Here is a 15425-nt window from a genome sequence, read left to right on the forward strand (position 1 = left end):
CCAGATGCGGCTGCGCACCGACGACGACATCTACCGGGCCCGCCTGGTCTACCTCGGGCCGCCCGGCTACACCCTTCCGGTCCACCTGCCCTACGCCCAGTACGGGCTCTTCATGCTGCTCGTTCCCCTCTACATGTTCATCCACTGGCTGTTCACGTTGACGGTCGACCTCTTCCCAGCCTGGGAGATCGCGCTCGCCATCGTGACCACGTCGTTCATCTTCCGGCACGTCGACCCCGACCGGCCGGCGCGGGTGGTCATCCGCACCGCGCTGACCGACTGGCGACGTACCCGGGAGCCGGCGGTCGAGCAGCGCGACCCGCGCCTGGTCGGCAGCCGGATCAGGATTCGGGAGGAGCTGGCATGACCGGGCGTACGCCGATCGGTCTCCTGCACGACGCGGGTGAGGCGGTCGCATGAGTCGCTCTTCCACGCCGGGTTCCCCGGCCGGCCGCCCGGCCGTGCCGGCCGGTCACCGTGCGCAGTCGTACGACTACCCCGACGCCGAGGGCGAGGTCGCGCTCGACCCCGCGTTGGTGACCTCGCCCGGCCACGGCGCGGTCGGCGTCTTCCAGGCACCCCGACCGGTCACCCGCCGGACACCTCCCGCCGAGCCCAGCGCGGTCTCGGCCGGCGAGAACGCCGACATCGACTCGCCCTTCCTGGACCTGTTCGGTGGCGCCCGGCCCGGTGGCCCCCGTGCCGTGACAGCGGCTCCCGCCAGCCGGCAGCAGCCGGCGATCCCGCAGCAACCGCCGACGCCGGCCCGGCCGGCTCCGGAGGTGGAGCCACCGTGGACACCCGGCGAATCCTCCAGCCACCGGGGAGACGCCTCTCCGGGCGGCGAAACCCGGGTGCCGCACCAGGCGGGCGACCGACGGCCGACACTGCACCCGACGGCGGAGATCGAGCAGACCGTCGCGCCCGTGTCCGCGTCGACGGCCCCCGCGCCGGCACCCCGGGCGTCCAGCGCCACGTCCGTCGGGCAACCGCCGGCGCCGGTCGAGCGCCCCGGCGCTCCGGCCGAGCAACCGAGCGCGCCGGCGGCACGGCCGCTCGGCACCGTCCCCGGCGACCGGCCGGCTCTGGAACGCGGGCCACGGCGCGCCACGCGGTCGGAGCGGCCCACGGACGCCGGCAGAGAGGTGGCCACGCCACGCCAGCGGGCCGCGAGCCAGCAGGACCGGCCGATCAAGCCGGTCCGGGTACGTGCCCCGAAGATCAAGTTCGGTGACCGTGACCCGTCGGTCGAGCTGGCGATCACCGAGATCGCCGGTCACCTGACCTTCACCCCGAACACGGTCACCGCCTGGTACTGGCTACCCGAGGTGCGCTGGGCCTTCCGCCCGGACGCCGAACGCGAGGCGCTGCTGTCGGCGATCTCCGAGCAGTACGCGGGCCTCGCCGGCTTCCGGCTGCACCTGCGCCGGACCACCCGGCCGTTCCCCGCCGACGAGTGGGCCCGTACCATCGACACGCACACGGCGGCGCCGCTGCCCGACGTCCCCGGCACCACCGGCTGGGCGGACCATCTGGTCGCCGCCCAGCGCCACCTGATGGCCGTCAACCACGCCGAGGGCCAGACCTACCTGGGCGTCACCTTCGCCCGACGCTCCCTCGGCGACTCCATGACCGAACGGTTGCTCCGCACCTTCGGCCGGGGCACCGCCGAGGGCGAACGTCGCAAGCTGGGCCGCACCGTGGAGCAGTTCGACGAGGTGCTCGGCGCGTTCGGCATGCGTGGCCGACGGGTCACCGCACAGGAACTGGAGTGGCTGCTCTACCGCTCGGTCGCGCTGTGCATGGCGCCGCCGGGACGGCTCTCGCCGGTGACCGACGGGCAGTGGGAACGCGGTGACCTGCTCGCTCTGACCGAACAGGTCGAGCGCTACCGCACCCCGTACGGGTCGACGGTCAAACTGGTCAACCGGATGACCGGCGAGGAACGGCACGTGGCGGTACTCGCCGTCGGCCGGATGGAACCGCTGGAGATCCCGGAGCGGCACGAGCCCTGGTTGCACTTCCACGAGCGACTGCCCTGGCCGATGGAAATCTCCACCCGGGTCGACATCCTCGGTTCCGGCGACTCGTTCCGCAACCTCGAACACCGGCTCCGGATGATCCGCTCCCAGCAGCTCGACTACGCCGAGCACGGCATCGACGCGCCCCCGGAGCTCGAACGCCTCGCCAAGCGGGCGCTGGTGATCGGCGACGAGATGACCACCGGCCTACCCGTCGACTCGGCGCGCGCGCACGGCTGGCACCGGATCGCGGTCGGCGGCCGAACCAGGGAGGAATGCCTGGAGCGGGCCCGGCGGCTCATCCAGCTCTACTCCCGGGAGCTGCGCATCTCGCTGCAGCACCCCAAGAACCAGGACTGGCTGGCCCGCGAGTTCATCCCCGGCGAGCCCATCGCCAACACCGGCTACGTCCGGCGGATGCCGGTCCCCCTGCTCGCCGCCGCGCTCCCCCAGGCCGCCTCCACCGTCGGCGACCGGCGGGGCGACCTGATCGGACGTACCGCCGGCACCTGCCGCCGACCCGTCTTCCTCGACCTGCACTTCCCCATGGAGGTACGCGAACGCTCCGGGCTCGCGGTGTTCGTGGCCGAGCCGGGCGGCGGCAAGTCGACCCTGCTCGGCGCGCTGGGCTACCTCGCCGCCCGGCGGGGTGTGCAGGTGACCCTCCTCGACCCGTCCGGGCCGCTGGCCCGGCTCTGCGCCATGCCCGAACTGCGGCCGTACTCCCGGGTGTTGAACCTGACCGGGTCCGAGCACGGCACCCTGGCGCCCTACTCCCTCATCCCCACGCCCCTGCGCAGCGAGTTCGCCACCGGAGCCGGCGGTGACCGCGAGTTCGAGATCGCCGTCTCCAACGCACGGGCCGAGCGGCGGATGCTGGTCCAGGACATCTGCATGATGCTCGTGCCGCCACAGGTGGCCCGGGAGGCGTCCACCGCCACCCTGTTCCGGCATGCCGTACGGCAGGTCCCCGCCGAGGAGACGTCCACCCTGGACGACGTGGTGAGCTGCCTCGGGCGGCTCGACGACGACGCTGGCAAGGAGCTGGCGAACCTTCTCCTGGACACCGCCGAGATGCCACTGGCCATGCTGTTCTTCGGCCGGCCACCCGAAGGGCTGCTCGGTGCCGACGCGGCACTCACCGTGATCACCATGGCGGGGCTACGACTGCCCGACCTCAAGATCGAACGCGAGTACTGGTCGGCCGAGGAGGCCCTCGCCCTGCCGATGCTGCACACCGCGCACCGGCTCGCCGTCCGCCGCTGCTACGGCGGGTCGATGTCGTCCCGCAAGCTCGTCGGCCTCGACGAGGCCCACTTCATGGAGGGCTGGCGGTCCGGGCGGTCCTTCCTGGTCCGGCTCGCCCGGGACTCCCGCAAGTGGAACCTCGCCGCGCTTGTCGCCTCGCAGAACCCCCGCGACATCCTCGGCCTCGACGTGCAGAACCTGGTCTCCACCGTCTTCGTCGGCCGGATCGCCGAGGACGCCGAGATCGCCTCCGAAGCGCTGCGCCTGCTGCGGGTACCGGTCAACGACGGGTACGAGGCCACCCTGGCCTCGCTCTCCGCCGCCGACAGCAACTCGGCCTCCCGCCTCGGCTTCCGGGAGTTCGTGATGCGTGACGTCGACGGCCGGGTGCAGAAGGTCCGGGTCGACGTCTCGTACGTCGACGGCCTGCTGGACCACCTCGACACGACGCCCGCCGCGATCGCCGCGGCAGCCGGAGTCCTACCGAGCATCTCCCTGCCCGATCTGGAGGCGTGACATGGCTGGGGCCCGGGTTCGGATCGCGTCGTTCCTGCTCGCGCTCGGCGTACTGGCCGGGGCCACCCTCAGCTGGCCGCTGCTCGGCGCGGAAGCTGCCGCAGCCGCCCCACCGGTCACCCAGGCCCGAGCCGACCTCTGCACCACGGCCGAGTGGCAGGCCGACTTCCGCGCCTGCGTGGGAAAGCTCCAGGAGGTCAGCGAGGACGAGGTCAAGTGTCGCAACGCGCCGACCCCGGGCACTCCCGACTCCGGCCTCGCCGGCTGGTTCGCTGCGGCGCCACCAGCTGAGGCGGCGAACGGGATAGCCGGTCGGTACAGCCTCTATGGCTACGCGGGTTACAGCTACAACACCTACGACATCGACGGCGGGTGCGCGTCGAGCGTGCTGCACCCGGACTACAAGTTCACCACCACGGTGGCGAACGGTGAGTTCATGGCGGCCACGGCGATCATCGGTGCCTCGAACGCGCTCAGAGAGCGTGCCTGGGACCCGGGCTCGATGTGGGGCTGGGCCGATCCGCTGGTCGAGAAGGCGACCAAGGCCGTCTACGAGAAGGTATTCAGCGTCTTCGGGATCGTCACGCTGTGTGTCGTCGGGCTCTACCTGCTCTGGCGATCCCGCCAATCGGACATGAGCAACGCGATGACCACCGCGGGCTGGGCTCTCCTCGTGATGGTCGCGGTCACGGCGCTGGCTGCCTGGCCGGTGAAGTCGGCGAACATCGCGGACGGTGCGCTGGTCACCAGCCTCGGTGTGGTCCATGACGCGGTAGGCCCGCAGGCGAAGGAACCCGATCCGGGGCGATGCATCGATCCGGAACGCTGCAAGGATCTGCGAACGCCGGCCGTTCGCGCAAGTGACACCGCCACCGAGACGATGCTCTACCGAAACTGGGTCCGAGGCGTCCTCGGATCGGCGGACAGCGAGACGGCGCGCAAGTACGGGCCGGCGCTGTACGACGCCAAGGCGCTGTCGTGGGACGAGGTTAAGAAGCTGCGCGCCAACCCGGCCACCCGGGAGGCGACGATCAAGGCGAAGCAACAGCAGTGGGCGCGGGTGGCTCAGCAGATCCAGACCGAGGACCCGGAGGCGTACGAGTACCTCCAGGGCGTCCGGGACATGGACCGGGTCGGGGCGGGGTTCATCGCCGTGCTGGCCTCGGTGCTGTTCGCCATGTTCGACCTGACGGCATCACTCCTGGTCCTGCTGGGCTTCCTCATCTTCAGATGGGCGGTGATCGCGGCACCGATCCTGGGTACGGTCGGACTGCTCCGACCGGCCAGTGCCGGCCTGCGGCGGCTGGCGAACGCCGTCGTCGCCGCGATCTTCAACATCGCCATCTTCGGCACCGGGGCTGCCATCTACCTGTTCGCGGTCGATCTGATCATGAGTACGCCCACGCTGCCCGGTTGGCTCCAGGTGGTGCTGGTGTGGTTGTGCGGAGTGGTCGGTTGGCTGCTGCTGCGGCCGTACCGGCGAATCACCCAGCTCGGCGGTAAGGACAGCAGCGAGGCGGTCAGCTCGGCCGGCTCCTGGCACCGCCGGTTCTTTCGCGACATGCGAGTCGCGGCGCGACTCGACGTCGTCGAGCCCGGAGGCACCGTGGAACCGGTGGGCGGACGCCGCCGGTCGCCCGACGCCGAGCAGACCCGACTACGCCCGGAGGCACGCCGGGAAGACCCGGCCCCGACGCCGCCGCCCACTCCGGCGGGAGGCAGACGCACCGACGACGGCCGACCGGATGGTCGGGAACGCGCCGACGAGGCACCGATTGGAGAGACCGGCAGCCGGGCTCGTCCCGTGCCGCCGCAGCCTCGGCGCCGCCAGCCGGCGACGTGGACCGAACCGGACGTGCCGGCGGAGAACCCGTCGTTCGTGGTCTACCGGCCCGGCTCCACCGAACGTGCGCCGGACCGCACCGGACCGCGGGTGCGTTCCGAGGCTCGGTGACAGCGATGCGACGGGCCCTGGAATTCCTCTTCAGCCGGGCGCTGCGGTCCCGGCTGGGGGTGGCCGCGGTGATCGCGGTACTCGTCCTCGGGGTGATCGGGGCGGCCCGCCTGACGTCCGGTCCGACCGACTCGGCGGACGGGTTGAGCAACCGCCCCAACCGGCCGATCACCACCGTCGACCCAACGGCCGGTGACGACGGTCTGACCGCCAGCGAGGCCCCGCCGTCACCGGTCACTCCGTCCGGTGCCCGCACGCCTGAACAAGTCGCGGATCGATTCGCCTCGGCCTGGCTCGGCCGGCCCGGCATGACAGCCGAGCAGTGGCAGGCTGGCCTGCGGCCGATGTCGACGCCGGCCCTGACCGAGAAGTTGGCCGGCGCCGAGCCCGGCGGGGTGCCGGCCGAGCAGGTGACCGGCCCAGCGGCAGTGCGGTCGCGCACCGAGACCTTCGTGGAGGTGCTGCTACCGCTCGACACCGGGCGGCTCCGGCTGGAGCTGGTGTTGGCGGACAAGAGTTGGCTGGTCGACGTGGTCGACTGGGAGCGACAGTGACCGCCGGCCGAGCGGGCCGCGTCCTCCGTCGGCCGATCCGGGCCGGCGTGGTCGCCTCGGTGCTCACCGGCATCCTGCTCCTGCTCTGCTGCACCGGCGGGACCGCTGCGTTCTTTCTCAGTGGCCTCGGCGGTGACGCGGAGGACGGGGACGCCCTGGCCGGCTGGGGCTGCGGGCCGGTACGTCCCGTCGACATCACCGGCGAACTACCCCGGTTCACCGAGTACGGCGACGCGCAGGTCCGCAACGCCGCGATCATCATCAAAGTCGGTCAGGACCTGGGCGTGCCCTCGCGCGGCTGGGTCATCGCCCTGGCCACCGCGATGCAGGAGTCAGCCCTGCGTAACCTGGCCAACAGTGACGTGCCGGAGTCCCTGGCTCTGCCGCACGAGGGCGTCGGTGCCGACCACGACTCGCTCGGCCTCTTCCAACAGCGTCCGGGATGGGGCTCGATCGCCGAACGGATGACACCCGCGTACACGGCCCGGAAGTTCTACGAAAAGCTCGTCAAGGTCCGCAGCTGGCAGCGCCGGCCGCTGACGGTCGTGGCACAGCAGGTCCAGGTCAGCGCCTATCCAGACGCATACGCCAAGCACGAGGAGCTGGCCAGCAACATCGTGGACGCATTGGCCGGTGGTGCGGCACGCACCGTCCAGATCAACGGCAAGGCCGTGTGCGACGCGGCCGAGCGCGGCCAGATCGCCGCCTCCGGCTGGACTGCGCCGATCTCCGGCGACGTCGGCTCCGGCTTCCAGACCGCCGATCGACCCAGCCACAACGGCGTCGACATCGGGGCGTCGAAGGGCACCGAGATCCGTGCCGCGGCCGCTGGTCGCGTACTGGTCGCCCGCTGCGACCCGGACAACCGAGGACGCCGGAGCTGCGACGTGGACGGGTATCCGGGCAAGGGCGGCTGCGGCTGGTTCGTCGACATCCTGCACGCCGGTGGCTACATCACGCGGTACTGCCACATGGTGGTCCAGCCCCGGGTGTCGCCGGACCAAATCGTCCAGGCCGGACAGGTGATCGGGCAGGTCGGCAGCAGCGGCAATTCGTCGGGTCCGCACCTGCACTTCGAGGTGCACCTGCGCAGCGACCGGTCCAGCCGGGGTGCGACCGACCCGATTCCCTTCATGCGCGTGCGGGGCGCTCCGCTGCGCGCTGCGGAGTGAGGCCGTCACTGGCATGACCGGACCACTGCCGGACCCGTTCGCCGACCAACCCGACTGGGCGCCTCGGCCACCCCGTCCCCTGACCATCGTGCCCGCCACCGAACGCGTGGAGTTGCGCGGGCAGCGGGTGCTCGTGGGGCTGCCAGGGCTGGGCTGGCGAGGTGACCTGCGAGCGGACGACCGGGTCGTGCAGGGTGCCCGGACCTATGTGCCGGTCATACCCGAGCACGATTGGTACCGGGCCGAGGCCGACCAGGTCGAGGTGTTCGCACCCCTGGTTCCCGTGGAGCGGGTCTGGGTGGAGACGGTCGGTGAACGGCCCACGTCGGATGGCGCCCGGGACACCGCTATCCGGTTGGTCTCGCTGGACGGCCCGTCCCACCGCTCTCCCACACCCGTGTTCGAAGCGGACGCGGTCACCGGCCGCCGAGTGGTACACGTCGAGGACGGACGCGAACACCGGGACATGCGGGCAGTGACCGAGACCTACTCGGGAGCCGAGGGCGACATCTGCGTACGCATCACGCCCGAGGTGGAGTGGTACCGCTGGGCCTGGCGCGGCCAGTCACCCACCACCCTGGAAGTACCCGTCCACCTACTCTGGATTGAGTAACCCTCAGCTGACCTTCACCCCGCCGCATACCCGCCAACCCTCCTGGTCTTTGACGTCGAATTGCCAGGTGTCGGTCAGGCTTTGTTGAATTCCGTCCACCGTGGCGCTGCGTCGAACGGTAGTTACGACGGAGGCGGCTTTTCCGTGGTCCTCAACCTCTAGGCTGCCCCAACTGACCAAGATCGTGACGTCTAGTTCCTGCTCGCGTGCGAGAAGGTCACTTCGCAGCGAACGAACTGAGTCCAGTTGCGTTTCACCTTCGCAGGTGTACAGGTTGGCTCGGGCGTCGTTGCGGTCGACCAGAAACGCACGTAGGTAGTTGTCGACGACCACGTCGGGGGCGCTGCGGTCCGGTGCGGCGGCGCGGTTGTACAGCACGAAACCCGTCGCCACCCCGCCGAGCAGGAGCAGGCCGAGCACCCCACCGACCACGATGAGCACGGTTCGCAGGCGTCGGCGTCGTGGCTGTGGTGCCGGCGCTGGTGGGGCCGGCGGCAGCTGCTCGGACGGAGTCCGTTGCGCCGGTACGCGGGAGACCTGGGAACCGGCGGGGGGCTGCACTGATTCCACCTCCTGACGTTAACGGCTGGACGGCTCGGAGCCAATGCCCCAGATCCAGCGGATCGTGACGGACCCCTCCCCACCGGTGAGATCCACGACAACACCGCCGCACCGCCGTGGTACCTCCCGGAGGAGGAGCTCCGGCTGGGATACCGTCACTGCTCGGGGAGGGGTTGCCGACCTCGGGTGAGGGGGTGGACACGGTGGCCGGTCCGAAGGCACGCACGAACCGCGCCGCGGCGCTGCACCGCCGGGCTGCCGCTGTCGTGACCGCCGCCGCCGGGATCCTCGACGAGATTCGGCCGGCCCCTGCTGATCAGCGTCGCCAGTACGAGTTGGCCGGCCGGCTGCGGGGGGTTGCCGCGCGGCTGGCCCCGGGCTGGTCGGGTGCCACTCTGGATTCGCTCGACGTGAACTCTCCGGCAGGCGACGGCCCGCCACCCTTCGTTCGGGTGGGTACGGCGGCACCGTTGGATGACGCCCGTTTCCCCGCTCTGGTGCCGCTGATCGGTGCCGGCCATCTGAGCGTTGACGCCGATGGGCGCGAGCCGCGGGTGGCGGGGCTGTTGCGTGCCGTGCTGTTGCGCCTGCTGGGTGCGACGCCCGCTGGTGCGCTGTTGGTACGGGCGGTGGACGCCACGGGTGCCGTGCTCACGCCGTTCGGCGCGCTTGCCGATGCCGGGCTGCTGCCCCCGCCGGCGGTGGACGTGGCGGGTCTGCGCGCGGTGTTGACCGAGGCCGAGCAGTGGGTTACTCCGGGTGCGAGCGGGCGACGTCGTCATGACCGGACGCTGCTGCTGGTGGTCGCCGCGTTGCCGGAGTTGACCGGTCCGACCGACCTGGCGCGGATCGAGGCGCTGGCTGAGCAGGGGCCGGCGGCGGGGCTGCACCTGATGGTGGCCGGCTGGCCGCCGCCCGGCCCGTACTCGTCCCGGGCACCCTTGCCGCAGGCCACCTCGTTGGTGCTGCGCAATGCGTACGCGCTGCTCGGCGACCCGCCGGGGGCGTCGTTCGCGAGCCCCGGGGCCGAGCCGCCGAGCGGGTTGAATTCGCCGATCTTCGTGGAGACGGACCCTCCGGCGGAGCTCGTCGAGGCGGTCTGTCGGCGGCTCGCCGCCCAGGTGGAGGCGGGTTCCCGGTTGGCGTTGGCGGATCTGCTGCCGGAGACGGGCGATGACCTCTGGGCTGCGGATTCCGCGGACAGCCTCACCACGATGGTGGGTGACGCGGGCGGTCGGCCGGTGCCGCTGGGCTTCACCGAGCTGACCCCGCACTGGCTGGTTAGTGGCCGGTCCGGGGCAGGTCGTGCGGCGTTCCTGACCACTGCCCTGCTGGGCCTGGCCGCCCGGTACGGCCCGGACGATCTGGCGCTCTACCTGGTGGACCTGGGCGACGGTGAGTCGTTCGTGGAGTTTCTGCAGACCGAGCGGGACCGCTCCTGGATTCCGCAGGTGCGGGCTGCGGCCATCGCGGCCGACCGGGAGTACGTCCGAGACCTGTTCGACCAGTTGACAGCCGAGGTGCAGCGCCGCGCGGAGGCGGCGGGGCGGGCCGGTGGGCAGCGCTTCGCCGAGTTGCGCCAGCACCGCCCGCTGCCGCGCATCGTCTGCGTGGTCGACAACGTGCCGCTGCTCTTCGCCGAGCGGGATCGGCTGGCCACCGAGGTGGCCGCGCAGGTCGACGGGCTGGCCCGGTCCGGTCGGGCGTACGGCGTGCACCTGGTCCTGGCCGGTGCGGGTGAGCTGGGGCTGAGTGCGCGCGCGGACGCCGGACACCGGGATTCGGTGCTGGGGCAGTTCCCGGTGCGGGTGGCATTGCCGGGCGGCGGCCCGGTGCTGGAGCCGACCAACGACTCGGCCGCCGGACTGCCGGTGGGCAGCGCGGTGGTGAACACCGCCGGCGGGCTCGGCGGCCCCCGGGGCGCGATCCGTGGTCACGAGCGGTTGATTCGCCACCCCGACCCGTTGGACGACCCGGAGGTGGTCGAGCGGCTGCGGCACGAGCTGTGGGCGGCCCGACCGTCCGACGCGACGCCACCGGTGGTGTTCGCCGGGTATGCCCGTCCGCTGCTGGCCAACGACCCCCGTCACCGGGCGGCCCTGGCGGGGCAGGCACGCGGGTCGGCGGCTCTGCTGGGCCGAGCGGTGGACGTGGCCCGTACGACGGTTGCCGTTCCGATGGGGCCGGCGCCCGGACGTAACCTCGCGGTGCTGGGCTCGGGCGCGGCGGCGGGTGGTCTGCTGGCGACGGCCGCTCGCAGCACCGCCGCCCATCACGCGCCGGGCACCGCCCGGTTCCTCGTGTCCGCGCCGGACCAGGGAGCACGCGCGCTGGCAGAGGCGTTGACGGCCGAGCTGGCCGCCCGCCATCCGGCCCGGCTGGTGGACCTGTCGACGCTGGTCGCGGACGCCCATGGCGGAACCGACATCGACACCAACGCCGGCAGCACCGCCGACCCTGACGAGGCACTGCCGACGTACCTGGTGATCTTCGGGTTGGATCGGCCCGGGCCGCGGGAGCTGCCGGCGGATCGGCTGCGCGCGCTGCTGCGGGACGGTCCCCCGGCGGGCCGGCACCTCCTGGGCTGGTGGCGGGCGGTGCCGCCGTTCGCCGCGCTGCTGGAGCCGGACGGCGACGTCGACAAGCTGGCCGCCGTCGTGGTGCTGGACGTGCCGGCGGCGCAGCTCGCCGCGGTGTTCGGCCGGCCGATCCAGTGGCGGGCGCACCCGGACCGGGCGACGCTGTGGGACGGTCCGGACGAGCGGGGCACGGTCCTGATCCCGTTCGCCGACGAGGCGGGGTGAGCTGACGATGCGTACGGGAGACGTCGAGGTGGACGCGACGGTGACCGGTCCGGGGCGGCAGCGGACCGCTGGCACGGACGGCGATGTCGCGGCGCCGGCGGACGCCTGGGCCGAGTACCTGGCGGCAGCGCGTCAACTGGACGCGGTCCGGCGTGGCGCGGCCACCGCCGCCGGTGAGCAGGCCCGCTCGGCGGAAGCCGCCCGGGAGGAGCTGACGGTGGTGCGCGCCGGGCTGGCGACTCAGCAGGAGCGGTTGCGGGAGCGGGGCGTACCGGCGATCTCGCTGGTGCCGTCGCCGCCGGAGCTGACGGAGGCCGCCCGGTCGATGGCTGGCGGCCCGGCCGCCGTGCTGGCGGCGCTGCGGACCGCGCGGGGTCGGGCCGAGGCGGCGGACGCGGCGTTGGCCGCGCGGCGCGGCCTCCGACCGACCTCTTGGCCCGCGCGGGCCCGCAACGTCCTGGTGTACGGGCCGCTGGCACTGCTGGTGCCGCTGATTCAGGTCATCGTGTACGCGACGACAGGGAGTGGGCCGGCCAGCGTGACGGCCCTGGTCGGCGGCCTGCCGATGCCGGCGGTCGCGTTCGTCGTCGGCTGGGTGGGTGTCGGCCGGGTCTTCCGCGCCGGCGTCGAGACGCCGGTGGACCGCACGGTGCGCTTCGGTGTGCTGGTCTGCCTGGTGCCCGCGGTGCTGGTCACGGCCGGTCTGCTGCTGGCCCTGCTCGCCTGACGACCCACCCGGTGACGGGCGGCCGGCCGTCCCCGAGGGGCGGCCGGGTGAGTCAACGGGGAAGGATCAGGGCCATCGCCTCGGCCCGCGACTTCGAGTCGGTCTGCAGGATGCCGCGCACCGCGGAGGTGATCGTCTTGGCCCCGGACTTCTGGATGCCCCGCATGGCCATGCACATGTGCTCGCATTCCAGCACGACCACGACGCCACGCGGGGCCAGCTTGCTCATCAGCAGGTCGGCGACCTGGGAGGTGAGCCGCTCCTGCACCTGGGGTCGGCGGGCGAAGACCTCGACGAGGCGGGCCAGCTTGGACAGGCCGGTGATCCGTCCGTCCGGGCCGGGGATGTAGCCGATGTGTGCGCTGCCCCGGAACGGCAGCAGGTGGTGCTCGCAGAGGCTCATCACGTCGATGTCGCGGACGATCACCAGCTCTTCGTGGTTGGCCTCGAAGGTGGTGCTGAGCACCTGCGCGGGGTCGACGCGCAGACCGGCGAAGAGTTCGGCGTACGCGCGGGCGACGCGGGCCGGCGTCTGCTGGAGGCCGTCCCGGTCCGGGTCCTCGCCGACCGCGATCAGGATCTCGCGGACCGCCTTCTCGATCCGCCCGAGGTCGACGGCGTCCTCGACGGGACGGCCGGTCAGCCTGCCGCTGATCAGCCGCGCGGCGACGTAGTCCAGCTCGTCGTCGCCGTCGGGTTCGGTCGCGGAAACGGCCAGCTCCCGGTGAGGGGAGCTGGCCGTCGGCTCGTTGCTCAGTGCGTACCGTCCGAGTTGTTGCTGGACGGCGACCCGCCACCGACGGACGCCTGCGCGCCGTCGGCCTGGGCCTGCGCCTTGAGCTTGTCCTTCTCCGCAGGGGTGAGCACGGGCGGCTCGGTGGACGGCTGGCGCTTGCCGAAGCCGTTGTACGGCGCCAGCGGCGGCCGCTTCACCACCCGGGAGCAGATCCGCGCCATGTCGGCCGTGGAGAGGGTCTCCTTCTCCATCAGCTCGAGCACGATGTTGTCCAGGACGTCCCGGTATTCCACCAGGATCTCCCAGGCCTCGTCGTGCGCCAGCTCGACCAGTGCCCGCATCTCGCCGTCGATCTCGGCGGCCACCGAGTCCGAGTAGTCCCGCTCGTGGCCCATGTTGCGGCCGAGGAACGGCTCGTCCCCGCTGGTGCCGTACTTGATCGCGCCGAGCTTGGAGCTCATGCCGTACTGGGTGATCATCGCGCGGGCCAACTGGGTGGCCTTCTCGATGTCGTTGCCTGCGCCGGTGGTCGGCTCGTGGAAGACCAGTTCCTCGGCGGCGCGGCCGCCCAGCGCGTACGCCAGGGTGTCGATCATCTCGGCGCGCGTCTGGGTGTACTTGTCCTCGGTCGGGAGCACCAGGGTGTGGCCCAGCGAGCGGCCACGGGACAGGATCGTCACCTTGTGCACCGGCGCGGCGTGCGGCAGCGCCCAGGCGACCAGCGCGTGGCCACCCTCGTGGTACGCGGTGATCTTCTTTTCGTTGTCGCTCATCACGCGGGTCCGTCGCTGCGGACCGGCGACCACCCGGTCGATCGACTCCTCGAGGGAGTCGTTGGAGATGGCGCGCTGCTCCTTACGAGCGGTGAGCAGGGCCGACTCGTTGATCACGTTGGCCAGGTCGGCGCCGCTGAAGCCCGGCGTACGACGGGCCACCGCGTCGAGGTCGACGTCGGGCGTGAACGGCTTGCCCTTGGCGTGCACCCGAAGGATGGCCTTGCGGCCCTCCATGTCGGGGGCATCCACCGGGATCTGCCGGTCGAACCGGCCCGGGCGCAGCAGCGCCGGGTCGAGGATGTCCGGCCGGTTGGTGGCCGCGATCAGGATGACCCCGCCCTTGGTGTCGAAGCCGTCCATCTCGACGAGCAGCTGGTTGAGCGTCTGCTCCCGCTCGTCGTGGCCGCCGCCCATGCCGGCGCCGCGGTGCCGGCCGACGGCGTCGATCTCGTCGACGAAGACGATCGCCGGGGCGTTCGTCTTGGCCTGCTCGAACAGGTCACGGACCCGGCTGGCGCCGACGCCGACGAACATCTCCACGAAGTCGGAGCCGGAGATGGAGTAGAAGGGCACCCCGGCCTCGCCGGCGACCGCGCGGGCCAGCAGCGTCTTGCCGGTTCCGGGCGGGCCGAACAGCAGCACGCCCTTCGGGATCTTGGCACCAAGGGCCTGGTACTTGGCCGGGTTCTGGAGGAAGTCCTTGATCTCGTACAGCTCCTCGACGGCCTCCTCGGCACCCGCGACGTCCGCGAAGGTCGTCTTCGGGGTGTCCTTGGTGATCATCTTCGCCTTGGACTTGCCGAAGTTGAGCACCCGTGAGCCGCCGCCCTGCATCTGCGACATGAAGAACAGCAGCAGGAGCACGAGCAGCGCGATCGGCAGCAGGTTGACCAGCAGGCTCACCCAGATGCTGTCCGAGGAGACCTTGGCGTCGGCCGGCCCGGTGACCCGGTTGGCCGCCTTGGCCGCCAGCACCTCGTTCCAGACCTCGTCGCCCACCTGGTACGGGAACTGGGCCTCGATGCGGTCGGTGGTGGTACCACCGAACTTGGTCTTGTTCTTCAGGTCCAGCTGGAGCGTCTGCTCCTTGTCCTGGAACACGACCTTGTTGATCTGCGCGGTGTGGAGCTGGTCGAGCGCAACGGAAGTGTCCACGCGGTGGTAGCTGGGACCAGCGGTGAACAGCTGACTGAGCACAACGGCGCCGAGGATGACCAGGATGATCCAGACCACCGGTCGGCGGAAGAAACGCGTACGTTCCATACTGTTGTCGAGCGCCGGAGCGCCCGCATCCTCCTGATCGACGTCCTGACCGTCTGATGGTGTCGCCGCACTGGGCGGCGGCCGGAGCCGCCGTGCGGGCCGGCCTCGACCCCGAGGCGCCGAAACTGCCGCGCCGCGGTCATTCGACGGTACACCGTGTACGCGAGGAGTGAGCTTGCGAGCCCCGCAGTCGTGCACCATCAAATCCGCGTGAACGCGAGGAGTGAGCTCGCGGGCCCCCGCACCCGGTGCACATTGAGTATCGACGGCACGCGTGTTGGGTAGCCCACCAGCCCGAATCCAACGCACGGCGGGTCCGGGGAGGAACCGGCGTGGCGGGGAGTCCGGCCCGGCCACCCCGAACGCCCGGTCGCGCGGTCGAGGGGTCGAACGCGGAGCAACCTCCACGCCACCGGGCTCCACGTTAGCCGCTACAGCTGAGAGCCCGCTGAACGTCGGCTTGACGAATACCGATGCGAG

General features: G+C 71.6%; 11 protein-coding genes. 8 read left to right on the plus strand and 3 right to left on the minus strand.

Translation table 11 applies throughout. The features are described from left to right. Positions 1-4 precede the first annotated feature (4 nt). From ABZV06_RS14395 to ABZV06_RS14420, 6 genes are read left to right on the plus strand one after another with little or no spacing between them, the layout of a single operon-like run. Positions 5-367: a hypothetical protein gene (locus tag ABZV06_RS14395; protein WP_355238541.1), complete on the plus strand. Its 363-nt coding sequence runs from the start codon at positions 5-7 to the stop codon at positions 365-367. A gap of 49 nt (positions 368-416) precedes the next feature. After that, on the plus strand, positions 417-3785 hold the full coding sequence (locus ABZV06_RS14400) for an ATP-binding protein (RefSeq protein ID WP_355621517.1): 3369 nt from the start codon (positions 417-419) through the stop codon (positions 3783-3785). A 1-nt stretch (position 3786) separates the two neighbouring features. After that, on the plus strand, positions 3787-5739 hold the full coding sequence (locus ABZV06_RS14405; RefSeq protein WP_355621520.1) for an MFS transporter: 1953 nt from the start codon (positions 3787-3789) through the stop codon (positions 5737-5739). Beyond that, complete coding sequence (locus tag ABZV06_RS14410; RefSeq protein WP_355621523.1) at positions 5736-6293, plus strand: hypothetical protein; 558 nt, start codon at positions 5736-5738, stop codon at positions 6291-6293. The genes ABZV06_RS14405 and ABZV06_RS14410 overlap by 4 nt, the downstream gene beginning before the upstream one ends. Beyond that, positions 6290-7465, plus strand: a complete 1176-nt coding sequence (locus ABZV06_RS14415; RefSeq protein WP_355238553.1) for a M23 family metallopeptidase — start codon at positions 6290-6292, stop codon at positions 7463-7465. Before ABZV06_RS14410 ends, ABZV06_RS14415 begins: the two co-directional genes overlap by 4 nt. A 13-nt stretch (positions 7466-7478) precedes the next feature. Next, the gene (locus tag ABZV06_RS14420; protein ID WP_355621526.1) at positions 7479-8078 is read left to right on the plus strand and encodes a hypothetical protein; all 600 of its coding nucleotides are present in this window, start codon (positions 7479-7481) and stop codon (positions 8076-8078) included. 3 nt (positions 8079-8081) lie between these two features. Here the strand turns inward: ABZV06_RS14420 and ABZV06_RS14425 are convergent, their stop codons facing one another. Further along, the gene (locus ABZV06_RS14425) at positions 8082-8639 is read right to left on the minus strand and encodes a hypothetical protein (protein ID WP_355621663.1); all 558 of its coding nucleotides are present in this window, start codon (positions 8637-8639) and stop codon (positions 8082-8084) included. Between the two features lie 194 nt (positions 8640-8833). Here ABZV06_RS14425 and ABZV06_RS14430 point away from each other — a divergent pair, with 194 nt between their 5' ends. Together ABZV06_RS14430 and ABZV06_RS14435 are read left to right on the plus strand one after the other, a co-directional pair. Then, positions 8834-11443 carry an FtsK/SpoIIIE domain-containing protein gene (locus ABZV06_RS14430; RefSeq protein WP_355621529.1) on the plus strand — a complete coding sequence of 870 codons (2610 nt, stop codon included), beginning with the start codon at positions 8834-8836 and terminating at the stop codon, positions 11441-11443. A gap of 7 nt (positions 11444-11450) precedes the next feature. Next, the gene (locus ABZV06_RS14435) at positions 11451-12170 is read left to right on the plus strand and encodes a hypothetical protein (RefSeq protein ID WP_355238560.1); all 720 of its coding nucleotides are present in this window, start codon (positions 11451-11453) and stop codon (positions 12168-12170) included. A gap of 52 nt (positions 12171-12222) precedes the next feature. On the opposite strand, the gene folE is transcribed toward ABZV06_RS14435, so the two are convergent. Together folE and ftsH are read right to left on the minus strand one after the other, a co-directional pair. Then, complete coding sequence (gene folE, locus ABZV06_RS14440) at positions 12223-12888, minus strand: GTP cyclohydrolase I FolE (RefSeq protein ID WP_355238838.1); 666 nt, start codon at positions 12886-12888, stop codon at positions 12223-12225. Positions 12889-12923: 35 nt separating this feature from the next. Further along, positions 12924-14945 (minus strand): ATP-dependent zinc metalloprotease FtsH, encoded by a 2022-nt coding sequence (ftsH, locus tag ABZV06_RS14445; protein WP_355238563.1) that lies wholly within the window; start codon positions 14943-14945, stop codon positions 12924-12926. Positions 14946-15425 lie beyond the last annotated feature (480 nt).

It is taken from the genome of Micromonospora sp. NPDC005172 (genome assembly GCF_040608555.1).
Classification (GTDB): Bacteria; Actinomycetota; Actinomycetes; order Mycobacteriales; family Micromonosporaceae; genus Micromonospora.